This window comes from Selenomonas ruminantium subsp. ruminantium ATCC 12561 (assembly GCF_000424065.1).
Lineage (GTDB): Bacteria > Bacillota > Negativicutes > Selenomonadales > Selenomonadaceae > Selenomonas_A > Selenomonas_A ruminantium.
On sequence record NZ_AUJE01000019.1, the window covers coordinates 1 to 16,412 of the forward strand.

Below are 16,412 nucleotides of genomic sequence, written 5' to 3' on the forward strand. Positions count from 1 at the left end.
GCAGGCATGGTAATTCTCCTCGTAATTGAGGAACTTCTTCTCCTTGAAATAGTATTGCCTGATGTTGTAGAGAGCCACATTGTACAGGTTATTGCTGTACTGGCACATCTCCCTGAGCATAGCATACTCTTCCTTGGAGAGTTTTCGGATTACATTCGATTGAGTTAGATACATCTTGTTACACCTCCTTTTCTTGCTATATACATATTATATGGCAAAAGAAAACAGTTGGCAAGACTATCTACGTTGTTTTGTAGATTGAGCGGGCATCGAACCCGCTCAATCTACCGCCATTCATCTCCCACCTAAGAGGAAGGAGTCTTTTGGCGGGGGCGATAAACAACGTATTAAGCGCCGGGGCCGGGTATATATTTTCGCAGCGTTTGACAAGCCTGTCTAAGCGAAGAAAATATATACCCGGCCCCGGCGCGCCTTTATGCGCAAATATGTTACTTATTTGCCCCAAACCTGCCCCATAAACTCATCATATACCTCTTCCAAGTGCTGCACGAGAACACTCAGCATCAGCTGTATCATCTTGCTGTCAAACGTATCATCGACAAAGGGCAGACAGATATCCAAATAAACCTTTCCATCCTGATGAACATAGTATTTGAAACTCTTGTAACGGGCATTCAGCTCATTTAAATATTCCTTTATCCGCGGCTTTTTATCCTCCGGCAAACCGCTTATAATCTGCGTGCGGATAACGGTAAAAATACTGGTATCAATCAAGATGGCCATGGGTAAAATCTGCCCGCGGGCTTCAATGCGGGAACGGAACAATACCGTAGCATAATCATCATCCATGGACTCTGTACTAAACACATTGATATTGTTCTCAATCAGGAATTCCTGAAACTTAACCGCCTTTTCATTACTCTCTACACTTTTTTTACTCTTTTTTCCTGGCATAACTACTCCTTCATCAAAATGCAAAATAACGGCAGGCATTGTTGTAACTGATATCTTCCACCAACTTGCCCAGGGTCTTCATATCCGCCGGATATTCCCCATTTTCCACCAGATTACCAATAAAGTTACACAAGATACGGCGATAGTACTCATGACGGGAATAGGACAGCAGTGAACGGGAATCCGTCGGCGTGCCGATTGTATTGCCCAACACCGATATGCTGGCCAAAATACGCAGCTGCGCTTCGATGCCCTCCTTGTTGTTGTTGAACCACCAGGCCGCCCCCTGCTGAATTTTCCCCAGTGCCTCTGTACCAGAGAACGCCGGCAAAAGTGCAGCAATCACGATATTATCCGCAGGATTCAATGAAGAAATAATGGTCTTGGGCAAATGGCCATCTTTATTCAAGGCATCAAGGAATTTTGCCAAAGCAGGTGCGCAGTTATGGGTATCCACAGCATCAAAACCGCTGTCATTCCCCAGGATTGAATACTGCAGCGAATTGACATCGCGGAGTGCTGAATAATGTATCTGCATAGTCCAGCCACGGCGGGCATATTCTTCGCCCAGGAACAGGAGTACGGCCGTCTTATACTGCTCCATTGCCAGCTTGGACGGTGCTCCCTTGCCGTTAATCACCTTGCCCACCACATCGTCCAGCTCATATTCCTTTGCTGGTGCAAAGACCATATACGGCAGGGCATGGTCAGCAATCTGACAGCCTTTTTCCGCAAAATAATCCAACCGTTTAACAATCGCTTCCCGGATATCCGCCATCGTGGATATATCGTCCATATTGGCTGCCTCACCCAGCTCGTAACGCATATAGGCGTCCCAGCCATCTTCCTCGATGTTCAGGATATTATCCGCCCGAAAAGTTGGCAGTACTTCTGCCGGACATTTCCCATCTTCCTTGATTTTCGTATGCCATTTTAAATCCGAAGCAGGGTCATCTGTCGTGCAGATAACCTGTACATTGGAACGTTCGATAATCCCTTGGGCACGCATATCTGCCGCCTGCAGCCGCGCATTGCAGATATCCCAGATTTTTTCTGCGTTTTCCCCGTTGAGAATCAAGTCGCAGTCAAAATATCGCTGCAATTCCAAATGCGTCCAATGGTACAGCGGGCTGCCGATAGCCCGGGACAAGCTCTCAGCAAAATACTGGAACTTTTCCCTGGAAGAAACCTCACTGCCCGTTACACAGCCTTCAGATACTGCATTGCTCCTGAGGAGCCGCCACTTGTAGGTATCTGAGCCCAGCCATGCCTGCGCAATATTGCGAAACTCACGGTTTTCCGCAATTTCCCGTGGATTGATATGGCAATGATAGTCATAAATCGGCATGGGAGCGGCATGCTCATGATACAATACGCGCGCAGTTTCCGTTTGCAGGAGAAAATCCTTATCCATAAATTTTTTCATAAAAAACCCCTCCCATCATTCTTACAAGTTATGATTTACTGCCCAAAGTAGTCTTATAGTACAATACCACACATACTACCGCAAAGACAATCCCCACCGGATAGGAAATGGCGGTGGAGAGCTGCAGGCCTTCCGGCGCCTGCAAAATATACGTGCAGGATACAGCTGACATAAACGTTGCCGGCACAAAGGGAATCTTCCATGCGCCAGAGCCTTTCTTCGTACGATAAAGATATACAGCGCCCGTCCAAAGGACAATCATGGCCAGCGTCTGATTCGTCCAGGAGAAATAACGCCAAATGATGTTGAAATCCATCTGAGACAGAACGCCGCCCACAGCCAGCAGCGGTACAGCAAACATCAGACGCTTAGCAGCCTGGTCCTGATTGACGCCGAACCAGTCAGCCAGCGTCAGACGGGCAGAACGGAAGGCCGTATCACCAGAGGTGATTGGGCAGGCAATAACGCCCAGCATAGCCAAAACAGCACCAACGCCAGAACCCATAAAGCCAACGCAGATATCATAAACCACGGTACCAGCACCGCCAGCTTTCATCGCCGCCGCCAGGCCGCCCGTACCATCATAGAAGGTAACACCGGCAGCCGCCCAAATAAGGGCAATGATGCCTTCCGAAACCATAGCACCATAGAAAACCGGACGACCCATGCGCTCGTCCTTCAGGCAGCGGGCCATAATCGGCGACTGCGTGGAATGGAAACCGGAGATAGCACCGCAGGCCACGGTTATGAACATCAACGGCCAAATCGGCATCTTTTCCGGCCCAGCGGGATGCAGGTTCTGCAATGTCAGTTCCGGCATCGTGTGCCCGCCAACACCAAAGAGCATACCGCCCATAATTCCCAGAGCCATGACAATCAGGCAGATACCAAAAATCGGATAGAAACGGGCAATCAGCTTATCAATAGGAAGCAGTGTTGCCAGAAAATAATAGGCCAGCACACAGGGCAGGACAATTGTTACGGCTACGCCCGTAAGCTTGGCCAAAAGCCCTGCCGGCCCCGTCATAAATACCGTACCAACGAGTACCAGCAGCACTACGGAGAACACGCGCATAATCATCAGCATGGTACCGCCCATATGATGCCCGACTACCTCGGAGATACTCTTGCCGTCCTCGCGCAAGGAAATCATTCCAGACAGATAGTCATGGACAGCCCCGGCAAAAATCGTACCAAAGACAATCCAAAGATATACGCTGGGCCCCCAGATTGCACCACCAAGAGCACCAAAGATAGGCCCTAGCCCAGCGATATTTAACAGCTGAATCAAAAATACCTTCCAAGTAGGCAGGGGAATATAGTCCACCCCGTCATTGTGCACCAAAGCCGGCGTCTTGGCATCGGTGGGACCGAACACATTATCAACGATTTTACCATAGACAAAATAACCGCCAATCAAAGCACACAAAGCAACCAAAAATGTAACCATGAAAGTTCACCTCATTTTTACCACTTTTAGAATAATTGCGAATACTTCCGTTAAGCCCTGCCAGCCCTCCTTTGTCATGAATTGGCATTTATGCTATAATGAATATTCGTAATTCAGTGGGCGAACTCCTGCCCCCTGCCAAAAGTTTTTCTCTGATAATTTTATTGTTGAAAGGAGTTTATTCATGGAAATTCTTTTGTTTCTGCTCTTGGGTATTGGTGTCGGCACTTTCGGCACGTTGGTGGGTATCGGCGGTGGCCTGATATGCGTGCCGATTTTTATTTTGTTCCTGTCGCAGGGGACAGCACATCCCTTCTTTGAAACAGCCGCGCAGATTACGGGCACTTCCCTCGTCATCGTCATGGCTAATGCTCTGTCGGGAACGCTTGCCTATATCAAACAAAAGCGTGTTTATTTCAAGGCAGCCGTTCCCTTCGCCATCGCGACCCTGCCCGGTGCCTTCTTCGGCTCCTATATCGTGGACAATTTCAATATGCCCATGCTCAACTTCTACTTCGGCATTTTCCTCTTGTTCATGGCTTCAATGATGTATATGAACAGCCGCCGCAAACCACCTGTGGACGTGGACGGACTGCCGGAAGGCTTCACCTTCAATCAGTTCTGGGGCATCGCCTCCAGCTTCGTGGTAGGTTTCCTCTCCAGCATCTTCGGCATCGGTGGCGGCGTTATCCATGTGCCTCTGATGATTTACCTCTTGGGCTTCCCCGTGCATATGGCAACCGCTACCTCCCACTTCGTACTGGCCTGCTCCTCTGCCTTCGGCGTGGTATCCCACTTTATGCTCGACCACATCATCTGGATGCCCGCCATCTGCATTTCCATCGGTGCCGCCATCGGCGCCCAGCTTGGGGCAAAGATTTCCCAAAAAACAAAATCCAAAATTATTCTAGCCCTGCTCTCTTTGGCCATGTTTGCACTCGGCTGCAGACTTATCCTCATGGGCAGTGCACAATAATTTCCTCGCCATTATTCGCTATACAAGACGGAGGGGCGGGACGGCAATAACTTTCGGCTGCTTAGACAGGCTTGTCAAACGCTGCCGAAAGCCACTGCCGCCCCGCCCGCCCCTCCTTACTGCCAGCCTAAGCAAGAAAAAACGTATTATCAGCCACCGGGAACCTTGTCTTATCGATGTTATCCGTTATCATGATATACGCAGTAAGCCCGCGGAGCTGGTGATGTTTTCCGCAGCTTTTGACAAGCCTGTCTATGGCGAAGGAAAATATTACCTGCTCCGCGGGCGTCTTTGTATCTCGATGTACGACAATACTATATTAACGCACTAAGCCCGGTGGCTGATGATGCTTTCCCGTCGCGTTTGACAAGCCTGTCTAAGCAGAGGGAAAGTATTATCAGCCACCGGGCGTCTTATCTTATAGATGTTATCCAATGTCATAATATACGCAGTAAGCCCGCGAAGCTGGTGATGTTTTCCGCAGCTTTTGACAAGCCTGTCTATGACGAAGGAAAATATTACCAGCTCCGCAGGCGCCTTTGTATCTCGATGTACGACAATACTATATCAACGCACTAAGCCCGGTGGCTGATGATACTTTCCCGTCGCGTTTGACAAGCCTGTCTAAGCAGAGGGAAAGTATCATCAGCCACCGGGCGCCTTTTCATATCGATGTAAACAAACCTATTCTAGCAATGCCAAAACCCGCTCCCGATGACAGCAGCTTTCCACAATAAAATCCTGCAAATATTCCGGAAATATCCCTTCCTGCGCACAAAATGCCTGCAAGCGTTCCAAATTTTCCGCCCGCTGCACATCGTACTCAATACGGTGCAGAATACGAGCCAGTTCCTTGCGCACCGCCGGACTATATAATCCTTTGAGGTTCGCCACAGCAGCGGTACTGCAGGCAGCACGGAACAGGTAACGGCTGACGGAAAGTTCATGGTTGATATTGGCGTATCCTGCCGCCTCCCATAACGCCTCCGCTTCGCTGTTTTCGTCACTATCCCCTGGCACGAAATCGATTTCCTTAAACAAGGTGTCGTCCAACAGCCGCACCATTTCGCTCTTGGCGTAAAGATGTTTTTCCCGCACAGGAAATTCGCCCTGCTTTAGTGCCGCGAGCACGCCCGTATAGCGCACATTGAGAAAGTCACCATAAAGTACTCCCACATCCGTGAGCTTGCGGCTGATGTCCATTAATAAGTCATAGGGTTCATAGGCCTGCACCAGCAAGTTTTCTGCCAAAACAGCATCAAAGCTGTTTTCCGCAAAGGGCAGTTTCTCCCGGCGATAATCCATAAAATGCCACTCGATATGCAAACCGGCAAATGCCGGCAGCTCTGCCGCTTCCTCAATTTCCGTTACCACCACCAGCCGGGCGTTCGGATACAAGGCCACGATTTTTTCGATATACACCAGGCTTTCCAGCAGCAGCCAGCGCATGGGTGCAGGGCCGCCACTAAGAAAACACGTTAAATCCTGCTTCATAGGGCAAAATCTCCCCTTTCCGCCCATAAGTCGATGCAGGCACGCCAAAAAGCCTGTCCATATGCCAGCCTGTCACACAAAGGCGAATTTTCCATTTCGCCGCGCAGATTCTCCTGCGTAGCAAGTAAAAACGGCCGGTCAGCGGCAAGCTGCAGGGTAATTTTCACATAATCGCGGGGGGTATCCGCAATCCATTCCTCATAACCTGCTGCGGTCAGCAGACTTGCCCCAAAACGGGCACTATGATGATTTCCCCGCAGCGTAACCACCGGCACGCCCATATAAAGTGCTGTGGCCGTCATTGCGCCGCCATTGTACGGGAAAGTATCCAGCATGATGTCCACTTCCTGATAATTAGCCAAATAATTGTCCGTTCCTAAACGCACCTCTATCCGCTCCATGGGTAGGCCGGCCTTTTCCAGCCGTTTTTCCACAGCCAGCCGCCGTTCAGGCAGACGCGTGGTATCCTGTACGAGCAGCCGGGCACCGGGCGCAAGTTCCAATATTTCCCGCCACAAAATCAAAACCTCTGTATTGATTTTCATGGCATTTTGAAACGCGCCAAAAACCAGCGGCATATCGCTGCCCCGCCTGAGCCTTTTGCTTTTCTGCATGGCTTCATTAGGCATAAAGCAAAAGGCATGCGGCAATTTGATAAGTTTCTCGCGAAAATAATCCGCAGCAGCCGCATCTGGGTCAAGAACATTATCTGTCAACAGACCATCAACCGCTTCGAGCCCTGTAGTGTCAAAATAACCAATTGCCGAAAGCTGCACCGGAGCAGGCTTTTTCGCCAATACCATAAGGGTCAGGCCACCTGCTGTATGGCCGGATAAATCCACCAGTATATCAATTTCGTCCCAACGAATGGCCTCAGCCATCTCCACCAGATTTTTTCCGGCCAGACAGCGGTAAATCAGGCCGCTCCCCTGCAGACGATGCGTAAAACTATCTTCCTCGTCCTCCAGCGCATAAAGATACGTACTGGCATAGCGCACGTCCAGCCCCGTCACCAATGCCTCATAAAACCGCGCAGCTGCGCTGTCACAGAAATCGCTGGCAATAAAGCCGATACGCAGGCGGCTATGAGGCACTGCCTTACGAACAGGCAGACATTCTTCTTCCCGATAAAGCTCCTGATAGAATTTATGCTGCTGCGCTAAATCCTCAGCACTGAGTCCCGGCAAATAATGCAGGGCAAAGAGGTAATTGGAATAATGCTCGCGCTGGCTGCGCAGATATTTATCACATTGCGCGGCGTTGCTATAAGCTGCTGCCGCCCCTTCCGGATCAGCCAAATCGTGAAACACTGCTCCATAAAGCTCATGCAGCTGCCATTCTTCCTCCGCTGGTATCTGCCCCCTTAGAGACTCCAATTTTTCTCTGGCCAGCTGGGTTTTTCCCCGCTGCAAAAGAGCGGTTATTTCCTGCCACTGCGCCTCCATGCGCCCTCACCTCTTTTCACTTAATCCACCAGCCGGAAATAAGCGATCTCCGGCGGACAGCCAATGCGCATAGGCAGCCAGCTGCCATTGCCGCAATGAACATAGCCCAGGCTTTTCCCCTGTTTTACCCAGCCCCGATTGTATTTATAAACCGGAATAACAGCAAAACCAAAAATCCCCAACTGACCACCATGGGTATGCCCGGTAAGCGTCAGCGGAATCCCCAGCTCCGCACCGTTATCAATATACTCCGGATGATGGGCCAGCAAAATCGTATTTTGCAATTCTTCCTGCGGGATATCCTTCACCGCCTTTTGCGTAAGTGCCGCTTTTTCCAGTTCAAAACTTTCATCGTCCCGGGAAAAGGAATACTCTGCACCTGCCAGCCAAAGATTCGTCCCCGTTACTTTTTCCGCCCGGCCCACAATCACATGCACCCGGGTATTTTGCAAAAGCTTAGCCGTACGCCCCCAGTTGCGATAAGTTTCATGATTACCGATACAGAAATAAATCCCCTTGGGAAATAAATCCACGGCTTCATCCAGCACCTTTACCGCTTCCGGATTCATCTGCACATCGTCAAACAAATCCCCAGTCACCGCCAATATATCCGGTTCATCTTCTGCCACCAGCTGCAAAAGCCGGCGCAAGTCCTCCAGGGAAAAGAATTTGCCCAAATGCACATCACTGATTTGCGCAATGGTCACCCCTGACGCATCTGCCGACTGTGGCATCTTCACCTCATAATAATTCTTAACCTGATGCTTGCGCTCGTAATAATAGCCATAACAGCTGCCCCCCACCATAGCTGCTGGGTACAGGGTCAGCCCCTGCAAAAAGCGCCGCTTATTTTTATCGACCGGAATCCTCCGATAAATCAGGCAGGATATGACCGCCGGCAAAAAAATAAACAATAAAGCTGCAAAGAATACAACCGATGCCCAAAACAAAAAAACCAACTCCTACATTATACATTTCCTTATCCCTCCATTATATCCTATATCTTCAGCAAAAAAAATAGAACCGGCTCAGCCGATTCCAACTTACAAACCGATAATAGCATAATGATAATCGTATTATAATGTATTATGCCAAACCACGCAGGTGAGCGTTTTCCGCTTGTCTTTCCCTGTAATACCAGCGGATGGATTTGCCAATGGCGCAACGAATAGCATCCAGCTCCCCAGCCAATGCCAGTTTACGCAGTTTCGTCACATCAAAGCCATTGACCGACAAGTAACTTGCAGAAAGGAAACCTCCTCGTTTTAATTGTTTGCGAAAAATCGCACTGTCACGACGGTCCATCTCTATGTTCTTGATAGCCATATAAACAACCCCCCATAATCCCCTATGAAGTATATTTACATGCTCTCTGCGCTACACCTTCATTATAGCATAATATTGTAAACTTGTATATATATTTTTCCTTTTTTGGAAAATATGCTTTATTTCAGACAAATTGCTCCTACAGGGCAGTCCTCGATTGTCTGCCAAACATCATCCACAATATCTTGTGGTATCTCTAGATTTCCCTCGGCAAAACCGTCACTGCCGAAGTGAAATCCCAGCGGACAGGCGTCCACACACATACCACACGCCACACACTTGTCTTTATCCACGTAAATGCTCATATCCGCACCTCAAAACGCTGTTCGTCTTCTTTCGGAGCAGGGCGGGGCTTTACCGGTGGCTTAGGCTTTGCCTTTTTCTCCGGAATCTGAGCGGTCAACTGTTCGCGGTACTGTCTTGCCGCATGGGGCGGCGGGCTGACGTTTACCGGTATACGCCCTGCCTTTTGCAAGCGTTCTTTTGCTTCAGCGCGTGCCTGCCGCATTTCCTGGCGCAGCGCTGTTTCTTCATCACGGGCCAGCTTGGCTAATACTTCGTCCGGCGTCAGGCCGCGAAGTTCGGCAAAAGTTTCTACCTGTTCGCGATTGCGGGGGGATTTGCGCGGTAAGGCTTTGTTGCTGTTTTTGATGCCTTTTTCCGGCAGCGGCACGGGTGCTGCTGCATCGTCGATATCCGCAAAACTTAGCACACCTTTTTTCCCCTCCTTACGCGCCATGATTTTGCGAATGCCGAACCAGACCACCACACTCATAAATACGAGTACCGCCCCCCAAAAAGCAGCACCATGGGAGGCAAATTGCTCCCAGCCATTATGCGGATTTTCGGTCTGCGTCTGTGATTGAGTCTGCGCCTTGGCATCTTCCATGGCCTGCTGGCGGGGATTTTCTTCATTCAGACCATTCTGGGCAGGGATAACCTGTACAGAACTTGCCTGATTTTCCTGGGACGCGCCACCACTGGCATCTACTGGCTTATCAGGCTTTGCCGGTGTTTCCGGCTTAGCCTGGGTTGTTTTGGATAGAGCTCCGTCCCCACGGGCTACTGCCTGCCGTGCCTGCGCTTCTGCCTGCTCATCGCTGGTCTGCTGCTTGTCGTGGGGGACATTCGTTTCCTGCGTGGTGCCGCCATCCTTCAAGGTTACGCCCGGTACACTGGGCGGCGTAGGGGGTGTGGGGGCAGTCGGAGCCTTTATCGCCATTGGTCATCCCTCCCTTCGATTAGTTACTGTCTCTATTATAGCTTATTTCACCGTGGGTTTACATCGATATTTTCATTGTAAGTACGATTTGGTGGCGGGGACAGGGTATTGCACGGTCAGCTATGCCTTTGGGCTGAAAGAATTTTTGCCTTTTAATTCAGTATCACTACCAGTCAAAACTCGCTGCGCTCAAACAGTAGACTGGTAGCGATAAAACAGCGGTAGGCAAAAATTCTTTCTTAACGCCCTACGGCATCACGCTTCCCTTAGCAATCCCCTGTCCCCGCCACCCTCGTTCATGCTCTTTTCCTCCCTCAACGATTCCCCCCTCACGCATACACTTTCCTACCACTAGCCATTCCACCCCTCCACCAGTTCCACAGACGTGTACATGCGCCAATGCGAAGCGAGGCGTAAACAGCACTATCCTGCGCACCACAGAGCACCAACCGTCCAGATTGCCACAGATGCGAGGTGCGGGCAGAGCACTGTTCTAAGCGATGCGTTTGACCGCTGGCGTAAAAAAAAGACTTTATTTGCGGCGGCTGAAAATCTACTGTCTGAGCGAAGCGAGTTTAGATTTTCAGTCGCCTATAAGCAAATAAAGTCTTTTTAGCCAGAGGTCTAAGCAGCGCGTGAACAGTGCTCTGACCGCACCGCCTTGCGCCACGAACCCATGGTGGTAATTACAAAAGGTGTGCCCGCAGTTCCTCACCGGACTTAGCCGACAGATAGCTCGGTGCAATATCGAGCACCGTCTTGCACCCCGTCACGCCTTCTTTGGCCAGACGGTATGCAGCGCGTGCATAGCAAACGAGCACGCTGGTCGTAAATTCCGGATTGGAATCGAGGTCGAGCTTGAACTCAATCACATGCTTGTTTTCCCCATCATGTCCCGTAATACCGGAACGGATTACGCTGCCGCCGTGGGGCAGGCCCTTGTGATTTTTGTCCAGTTCTTCCTGACTGATGAAATGCACCGTCGTGTCGTATTCATCAAAGTAGTTGGGCATGGTCTTGATTTCCTGCTCAACCTTAGCGGCATCAGCGCCTTCTTCGAGCACCACATAGCACTCACGGGTATGTTTTTCCCGCGTGGTGAGTTCCGGATTTTCACCGGCACGGACAGCAGCCAGCGCCTTTTCCACCGGCACCGTGTACTGGCGGGCATCAGCTACGCCTTCAATGCGGCGGATGGCATCAGAATGTCCCTGCGATACGCCACGGCCCCAGAAGGTGTAATCCTTGCCGTTCGGCAGGATGGCGTTGCTGTATACACGGGCCAGCGAGAACAGTCCTGGGTCCCAGCCTACGGAAATAATGCCTACATGACCGTTTTCCTTGGCAGCCTTATCTACATTTTCAAAATGCTCCGGAATCCGTGCATGGGTGTCGAAGCTATCCACCACGTTGAAGAGTTTCGCATAGTGCGGCGTCTGCACTGGCAGGTCAGTAGCACTGCCGCCGCAGAGAATCATAACATCGATTTTATCTTCCCATTCTTCCACATCGCTGACATTGACCACGGGAACACCGGGTGTCTTGATGGTCAGCAGAGCCGGGTCACGGCGGGTAAATACCGCCACCAATTCCAAATCATCATTGGCCTTTACAGCGCATTCCACGCCGCGGCCCAAATTACCATAACCTAAAATACCGATACGGATACTCATAAGCTGCCTTCTTTCTATCTATAACAGAAAAGTAATAGTAACTTCCCTTACTATACCACACATACGCATAATTGAAAACGATTTTCGTAAATATTTTCCCACAAAAAGCGCATAAAAAGCGGCCGCTATTTCCCCGTAGCGGCCGCTGTAAATTCTTATTCTTCCATCTTGGCTGTCTGCTTAACGCCCATTTCTTCATAAAGCTTGTTGAAACGGTTCGTAATCTCAGCCTGCGTGTCTTTGGTAATCTGGGGCATTTCGTCCTGTCCCATAGCATCCTTCCAAACCAGACCTGCCTGCTTAAACCCTTCTTCGACAGCTGACTGCATCTGCTGGAGTTTTTCCGGGTCACCGCCTGCGATAGCCGTTGCCATGTCCATGATGCGGGTAGCTACGCTGTCAACGGAATACGCTCCGCCTTCACCCACAGCTTCAGCCGCTTCTTCCGGCGTGGTTCCGACTGGCGGCAAAGCAAATTTGTCCGTGCCGAACAGAATCCCGTCAAAATTCAGCTGGCCAATGCCTTCATCGAGATAACCTTGCAGCTTCGCATTCTGCTCCGTGAGGGTCTTAATCATCAGCTGATAGCTCTTGTCAATGCCATCCTGCAGGGCATCTACCTGCTCACTGGTGAGTTTGCCCAGTGCCGTGGATGCTTTCTTGGCTTCAGCGGAAATATCCACCGAAAAAGCCTCGGTACTGGTCGTTGTGGTTTCCTTCGTCGTTTCATCGGTCGTCGTAGTGGTGCTCTTCGTATAGTTCGCCTTCACTGCGGCCGAAGTCTGCGACAAAGAAGAAATCATATTGACATCCATGTTCATCTTCCTCCTTTATCTCCGAACTGCTAAACAGTCCAAACAGATATTTCTCCTAATTACATTATGGGCTAACCCCCCGAAAAAAGCAAGCAATTTTTTGACGATTTTGATTGTTTCCAGATTATATTTTATGTGCATTTAGGCTAGAACCTGTTTAATGAGTTTTACCAACGCACGCTGGTCATTGCCATGCATAAGCTCCCGCGCAGAGTGCATGGCAAGCAGTGGCAAGCCAATATCCATCGTGCGCAGAGGGACAAGCGCTGAAGCAATGGAGCCTAAGGTCGAGCCGCCCCGGCTGTCGCTGCGGTTGACAAAATGCTGCCAGGGAATATCGCAGGCTTCGCACACGCCCCGCACAATAGCCACCGCTTCCGTATCGCCGGCATAAGACTGACTTGCCGCCTGCTTTAACACGACACCACCGCCCAACACTGGTTTATGACTGGGGTCGCACTTATCCATGAAGTTTGGATGCAGGGCATGGGCCACATCCACGGAGAGCATAAAACCTGCGGCAATAGCGGCCAGCATTTCTTCACGGGACTTGCCCAAAGCGAGATAAATCCGCTCCAACACCTGCAGCAATACCGCCGAACCTGCGCCCTGCTTGGTCTGACTGCCCACTTCCTCATTGTCAAAGAGCACTGCCATCCGCAGGCCGGTCATTTTCGCCATGTCTACGGCCATAATCCCCTGCAAACAGGCCAGTACCGATGTCAGGTTATCCAGTCGTGGCGAGGAAACCAACTCCTCATTTAACCCGCAAAGGCTCCCTTCCTCATAGGGGTAAGCCGACAGCTCATAGGAGAGAATATCTGCCGGTTCAACATGTAACTGCTCGGCCAGCCATGCATGGAAAAAATCTGCCGTAAGTTCTTCCCCACCAACGGCTGCCAGCGGCAGCATATCTTTCTGCGCGTTAAGCTTCCCCTCGTCATTGACTTCCCTATCCATGTGAATAGCCAATGAAGGAATCGTAAACAAAGGACGGGCAAAATCCACCAATTTTACCTGCGGCACAAAGGGGTCAGCACTGCGTAAAGCCACCTTGCCCGCCAGTGCCAAAGGCCTGTCCAGCCAGGTACGCAGCATCATGCCGCCGTATTTTTCCACATTGAGCACGCCATAGCCTTCCCGCGTGATTTCCGGCTGCGGTTTCAAACGGAAACACGGAAAATCCGTATGCGCTGCCGCGATTCGCAACGGGCCACTTTCCGTCCCCAAGGCAAAAGCCAACAAGGTGGAATCAAAAGCCTTGACAAAGTACCGCCCGCCAGGCTGCAGCTGCCATACTTCACTGAGTTTCAATTCTGTAAAACCAGCTTTCAACAGCCGTTTAGCCGACGCCATCACCGTATGATACGGTGTCGGCGCCTCCTTGATAAAATTCAGCAACTCCTTGATATCTTTCTTCATGCATCCTCATTCCCTTCCTCAACAAATTTGCCCAGCACATAAAAATTCCCATGCGCCTTGGCAAAAATCTTGCCATCCTCGCTTTTGAGTTCACTTTCACAGGTCATGGTATGCCGCCCGTCATGCAAAACCTTCGCTGTGGTCACGACCTTGGCCGTCAACGGCACCGCATGCAAAAAATCCGTGGTCAGGCTGATGGTGACCACCTTCTTATTGCAGGCTAAGCACGCCGCGCCCATAGCCGTGTCGGCCATCGTCATAAGCACGCCGCCATGGGCAATGCCGTACAAATTGGTATGCACCTCGTCAATAGGCAGTTCGAGCCGCACTTCTCCCGTGGGCAAAGGCTGTACCTGAATATGAAGATATTCCACAAAGGGATTATGATGATAAAAGCGCACAATCTGCTGCTGTAGTTCCGTAAGTTCCTGACTCATAAAGCACCTCATCCATTTTTATAGCTGAATTTTCGATACTAAATCAACATTATATGCTATAATGTTTTTGTTGCTCTGCCCCCTCTAGGGATCTCCCACAACGGGAAGGAGGGTTGTGTTTTGAGTTTCCGTGATTTTGTGATAGCGGTTATGGGTAGCGTACTCGCCAATTACGTTACCAAGTGCCTGGACCTGCTTATCACGTTAATTTTGGGCAACTAGGCTCGGTCTGGCATAGCCGTTAATTATGCAAGAAGCCCCCGACGGTTAGTTTAGCAGCTCCGTCGGGGGCTTCCTTTTTGTGCTTTGAGCACATCCGCGATATAGATTGAACACCTCTCGCCAAGGTGTCTAGCTATGATTTTAGTATAGCACAGTATATTATTCATCGCAAGCATATCAGATGTTTTTCAACGGCATTTTTACTGATTGGATTGCAATGAACTAAGCCCACGGAGGCTGGTGATGTTTTCCGCAGCTTTTGACAAATTTGTCTATGGCGAAGGAAAATATTACCAGCAGCCGCGGGCGCCTTTTCAACGATTTTTAACATAATGCAAATTCTGACAAGGTTTTTCCCATCTTCATGACGAATATAAATATGTGTTGTTTTATAGAAAGAAGGTTTTACGATGCAAACGTATAAAATTGCCGTAATTGCCGGCGACGGCATTGGCCCGGACGTCATCAACGAGGGCAAAAAAGTCCTCACGGGCATTGCCCAAATGGACGGCAGTTTCCAGGTGGAATTTACCGATTTTCCCTGGGGCTGTGAATATTACCTCAAAGAAGGCAAAATGATGCCCGATGATGGCCTCTCGATTCTCAAAAATTTCGACGCCATTTACTTAGGTGCTGTCGGCTATCCCGGCGTGCCCGATGATATTTCCCTGCAAGGCCTGCTCTTAAAAATCCGCAAAGGCTTTGATGAGTACATCAACCTGCGCCCGGTAAAACTCCTAAAGGGAGCACCCTGCCCCCTTAAAGATGTCAAGGAAGAAGATATCGACATGATTGTCGTGCGGGAAAACAGCGAGGGCGAATACGCCAATGTGGGCAGCCGCCTCTATCCTGGCACAGAGCAGGAAATCGCCCTGCAGACTGGCGTTTTCTCGCGCAAAGGCTGCGAGCGCGTTATCCGCTACGCCTACGAGCTGGCCAAAAAAGAAGGCAAGACCTTGACCAATGTCAGCAAAGCTAACGCCCTTGGCTACTCCATGGTCTTTTGGAATGAAATCTTTGCCGAAATCGGCAAGGAATATCCCGAAGTCGAAACCTCCAGTCTCATGGTCGATGCCGCCAGTATGTTCTTCGTCAAAAATCCCGCCCGCTTCCAGATTGTCGTGACCAGCAACCTCTTCGGCGATATCCTGACGGATTTGGGCGCCGCCATCGCCGGCGGCATGGGCCTGGCTGCCGGTGCCAACCTCAACCCGGAACGCAAATTCCCCAGCATGTTTGAACCCATCCACGGGAGCGCCCCGGATATCGCCGGCAAAGGTCTTGCCAACCCCCTCGCCGCCATTTGGAGCGTCAGTCAGATGCTCGACTTCTTCGGTCAGGAAGAATGGGGCAGGAAAGTCATCGACGCCATAGAAACCCTATTACAGGAAAAAAAGACCCTCACCCCGGATTTAGGCGGCACCGCCAAAACCGACGAAATCGGCGAAGCAATTCTTGCCATCCTTCGCCGATAAAAACATAATCAAGCAAGACTAAGCCCGCGGGGCTGGTGATGTTTTTCCGTAGCTTTTGACAAGCCTGTCTATGGCGAAGGAAAAATATTACCTGCCCCGCGGGCGCCTTATCAT

At 50.4% G+C, this 16,412-nt stretch carries 15 protein-coding genes; 2 read left to right on the top strand and 13 right to left on the bottom strand.

From position 1 onward, the window contains the following. Positions 1-453 precede the first annotated feature (453 nt). The 3 genes from G598_RS0108505 to G598_RS0108515 are packed head-to-tail and all read right to left on the bottom strand — an operon-like array spanning position 454 to position 3,791. Positions 454-915, bottom strand: coding sequence for a YbjN domain-containing protein (locus G598_RS0108505; RefSeq protein ID WP_026766608.1), 462 nt, complete (start codon positions 913-915; stop codon positions 454-456). A gap of 13 nt (positions 916-928) precedes the next feature. After that, complete coding sequence (uxaC, locus tag G598_RS0108510) at positions 929-2,341, bottom strand: glucuronate isomerase (protein ID WP_026766609.1); 1,413 nt, start codon at positions 2,339-2,341, stop codon at positions 929-931. Between the two features lie 28 nt (positions 2,342-2,369). After that, on the bottom strand, positions 2,370-3,791 hold the full coding sequence (locus G598_RS0108515; RefSeq protein ID WP_026766610.1) for a carbon starvation CstA family protein: 1,422 nt from the start codon (positions 3,789-3,791) through the stop codon (positions 2,370-2,372). 184 nt (positions 3,792-3,975) lie between these two features. On the opposite strand from G598_RS0108515, the gene G598_RS0108520 reads away from it, so the two are divergent. Next, positions 3,976-4,767: a sulfite exporter TauE/SafE family protein gene (locus G598_RS0108520; protein WP_026766611.1), complete on the top strand. Its 792-nt coding sequence runs from the start codon at positions 3,976-3,978 to the stop codon at positions 4,765-4,767. A gap of 684 nt (positions 4,768-5,451) precedes the next feature. Here the strand turns inward: G598_RS0108520 and G598_RS0108525 are convergent. The 10 genes from G598_RS0108525 to G598_RS0108570 all read right to left on the bottom strand — a co-directional run bounded on the left by G598_RS0108525 (position 5,452) and on the right by G598_RS0108570 (position 14,601). Continuing rightward, positions 5,452-6,261 (bottom strand): class I SAM-dependent methyltransferase, encoded by an 810-nt coding sequence (locus tag G598_RS0108525; protein WP_026766612.1) that lies wholly within the window; start codon positions 6,259-6,261, stop codon positions 5,452-5,454. Then, positions 6,258-7,706, bottom strand: coding sequence for an O-linked N-acetylglucosamine transferase, SPINDLY family protein (locus G598_RS17490; protein ID WP_037363700.1), 1,449 nt, complete (start codon positions 7,704-7,706; stop codon positions 6,258-6,260). Before G598_RS17490 ends, G598_RS0108525 begins: the two co-directional genes overlap by 4 nt. A gap of 20 nt (positions 7,707-7,726) precedes the next feature. Continuing rightward, on the bottom strand, positions 7,727-8,656 hold the full coding sequence (locus G598_RS17495; protein ID WP_051180103.1) for a metallophosphoesterase: 930 nt from the start codon (positions 8,654-8,656) through the stop codon (positions 7,727-7,729). 136 nt (positions 8,657-8,792) lie between these two features. Next, a complete protein-coding gene (locus tag G598_RS0108540) occupies positions 8,793-9,032 on the bottom strand; it encodes a hypothetical protein (RefSeq protein WP_026759913.1) in 240 nt (79 codons plus the stop codon). A 119-nt stretch (positions 9,033-9,151) separates the two neighbouring features. Further along, entirely contained in the window at positions 9,152-9,337 is a 186-nt protein-coding gene (locus G598_RS0108545; protein ID WP_026766613.1) for a ferredoxin, read from the bottom strand. After that, complete coding sequence (locus G598_RS0108550) at positions 9,334-10,254, bottom strand: hypothetical protein (RefSeq protein ID WP_026766614.1); 921 nt, start codon at positions 10,252-10,254, stop codon at positions 9,334-9,336. Before G598_RS0108550 ends, G598_RS0108545 begins: the two co-directional genes overlap by 4 nt. A gap of 686 nt (positions 10,255-10,940) precedes the next feature. Continuing rightward, positions 10,941-11,927 (bottom strand): diaminopimelate dehydrogenase, encoded by a 987-nt coding sequence (locus G598_RS0108555; protein WP_026766615.1) that lies wholly within the window; start codon positions 11,925-11,927, stop codon positions 10,941-10,943. 155 nt (positions 11,928-12,082) lie between these two features. Continuing rightward, positions 12,083-12,742 (bottom strand): hypothetical protein, encoded by a 660-nt coding sequence (locus G598_RS17500; RefSeq protein WP_051180105.1) that lies wholly within the window; start codon positions 12,740-12,742, stop codon positions 12,083-12,085. A 141-nt stretch (positions 12,743-12,883) separates the two neighbouring features. Beyond that, entirely contained in the window at positions 12,884-14,164 is a 1,281-nt protein-coding gene (locus tag G598_RS0108565) for a M18 family aminopeptidase (protein ID WP_026766616.1), read from the bottom strand. Continuing rightward, complete coding sequence (locus tag G598_RS0108570) at positions 14,161-14,601, bottom strand: PaaI family thioesterase (RefSeq protein WP_026766617.1); 441 nt, start codon at positions 14,599-14,601, stop codon at positions 14,161-14,163. Before G598_RS0108570 ends, G598_RS0108565 begins: the two co-directional genes overlap by 4 nt. Before the next feature lie 632 nt (positions 14,602-15,233). Here G598_RS0108570 and G598_RS0108580 point away from each other — a divergent pair. After that, positions 15,234-16,298 (top strand): tartrate dehydrogenase, encoded by a 1,065-nt coding sequence (locus tag G598_RS0108580; RefSeq protein ID WP_026766618.1) that lies wholly within the window; start codon positions 15,234-15,236, stop codon positions 16,296-16,298. The last annotated feature ends 114 nt before the right edge of the window (positions 16,299-16,412 follow it).

Excerpts from the sequence above, each read along its gene's own strand:
- G598_RS0108520 (WP_026766611.1), top strand. The coding sequence starts at position 3,976 with ATGGAAATTCTTTTGTTTCTGCTCTTGGGTATTGGTGTCGGCACTTTC.
- G598_RS17490 (WP_037363700.1), bottom strand. The coding sequence starts at position 7,706 with ATGGAGGCGCAGTGGCAGGAAATAACCGCTCTTTTGCAGCGGGGAAAA.
- G598_RS0108525 (WP_026766612.1), bottom strand. The coding sequence starts at position 6,261 with ATGAAGCAGGATTTAACGTGTTTTCTTAGTGGCGGCCCTGCACCCATG.
- G598_RS0108565 (WP_026766616.1), bottom strand. The coding sequence starts at position 14,164 with ATGAAGAAAGATATCAAGGAGTTGCTGAATTTTATCAAGGAGGCGCCG.
- G598_RS0108540 (WP_026759913.1), bottom strand. The coding sequence starts at position 9,032 with ATGGCTATCAAGAACATAGAGATGGACCGTCGTGACAGTGCGATTTTT.
- uxaC (WP_026766609.1), bottom strand. The coding sequence starts at position 2,341 with ATGAAAAAATTTATGGATAAGGATTTTCTCCTGCAAACGGAAACTGCG.
- G598_RS0108555 (WP_026766615.1), bottom strand. The coding sequence starts at position 11,927 with ATGAGTATCCGTATCGGTATTTTAGGTTATGGTAATTTGGGCCGCGGC.
- G598_RS17500 (WP_051180105.1), bottom strand. The coding sequence starts at position 12,742 with ATGGATGTCAATATGATTTCTTCTTTGTCGCAGACTTCGGCCGCAGTG.
- G598_RS0108570 (WP_026766617.1), bottom strand. The coding sequence starts at position 14,601 with ATGAGTCAGGAACTTACGGAACTACAGCAGCAGATTGTGCGCTTTTAT.
- G598_RS0108505 (WP_026766608.1), bottom strand. The coding sequence starts at position 915 with ATGCCAGGAAAAAAGAGTAAAAAAAGTGTAGAGAGTAATGAAAAGGCG.
- G598_RS0108580 (WP_026766618.1), top strand. The coding sequence starts at position 15,234 with ATGCAAACGTATAAAATTGCCGTAATTGCCGGCGACGGCATTGGCCCG.
- G598_RS0108515 (WP_026766610.1), bottom strand. The coding sequence starts at position 3,791 with ATGGTTACATTTTTGGTTGCTTTGTGTGCTTTGATTGGCGGTTATTTT.
- G598_RS0108550 (WP_026766614.1), bottom strand. The coding sequence starts at position 10,254 with ATGGCGATAAAGGCTCCGACTGCCCCCACACCCCCTACGCCGCCCAGT.
- G598_RS0108545 (WP_026766613.1), bottom strand. The coding sequence starts at position 9,337 with ATGAGCATTTACGTGGATAAAGACAAGTGTGTGGCGTGTGGTATGTGT.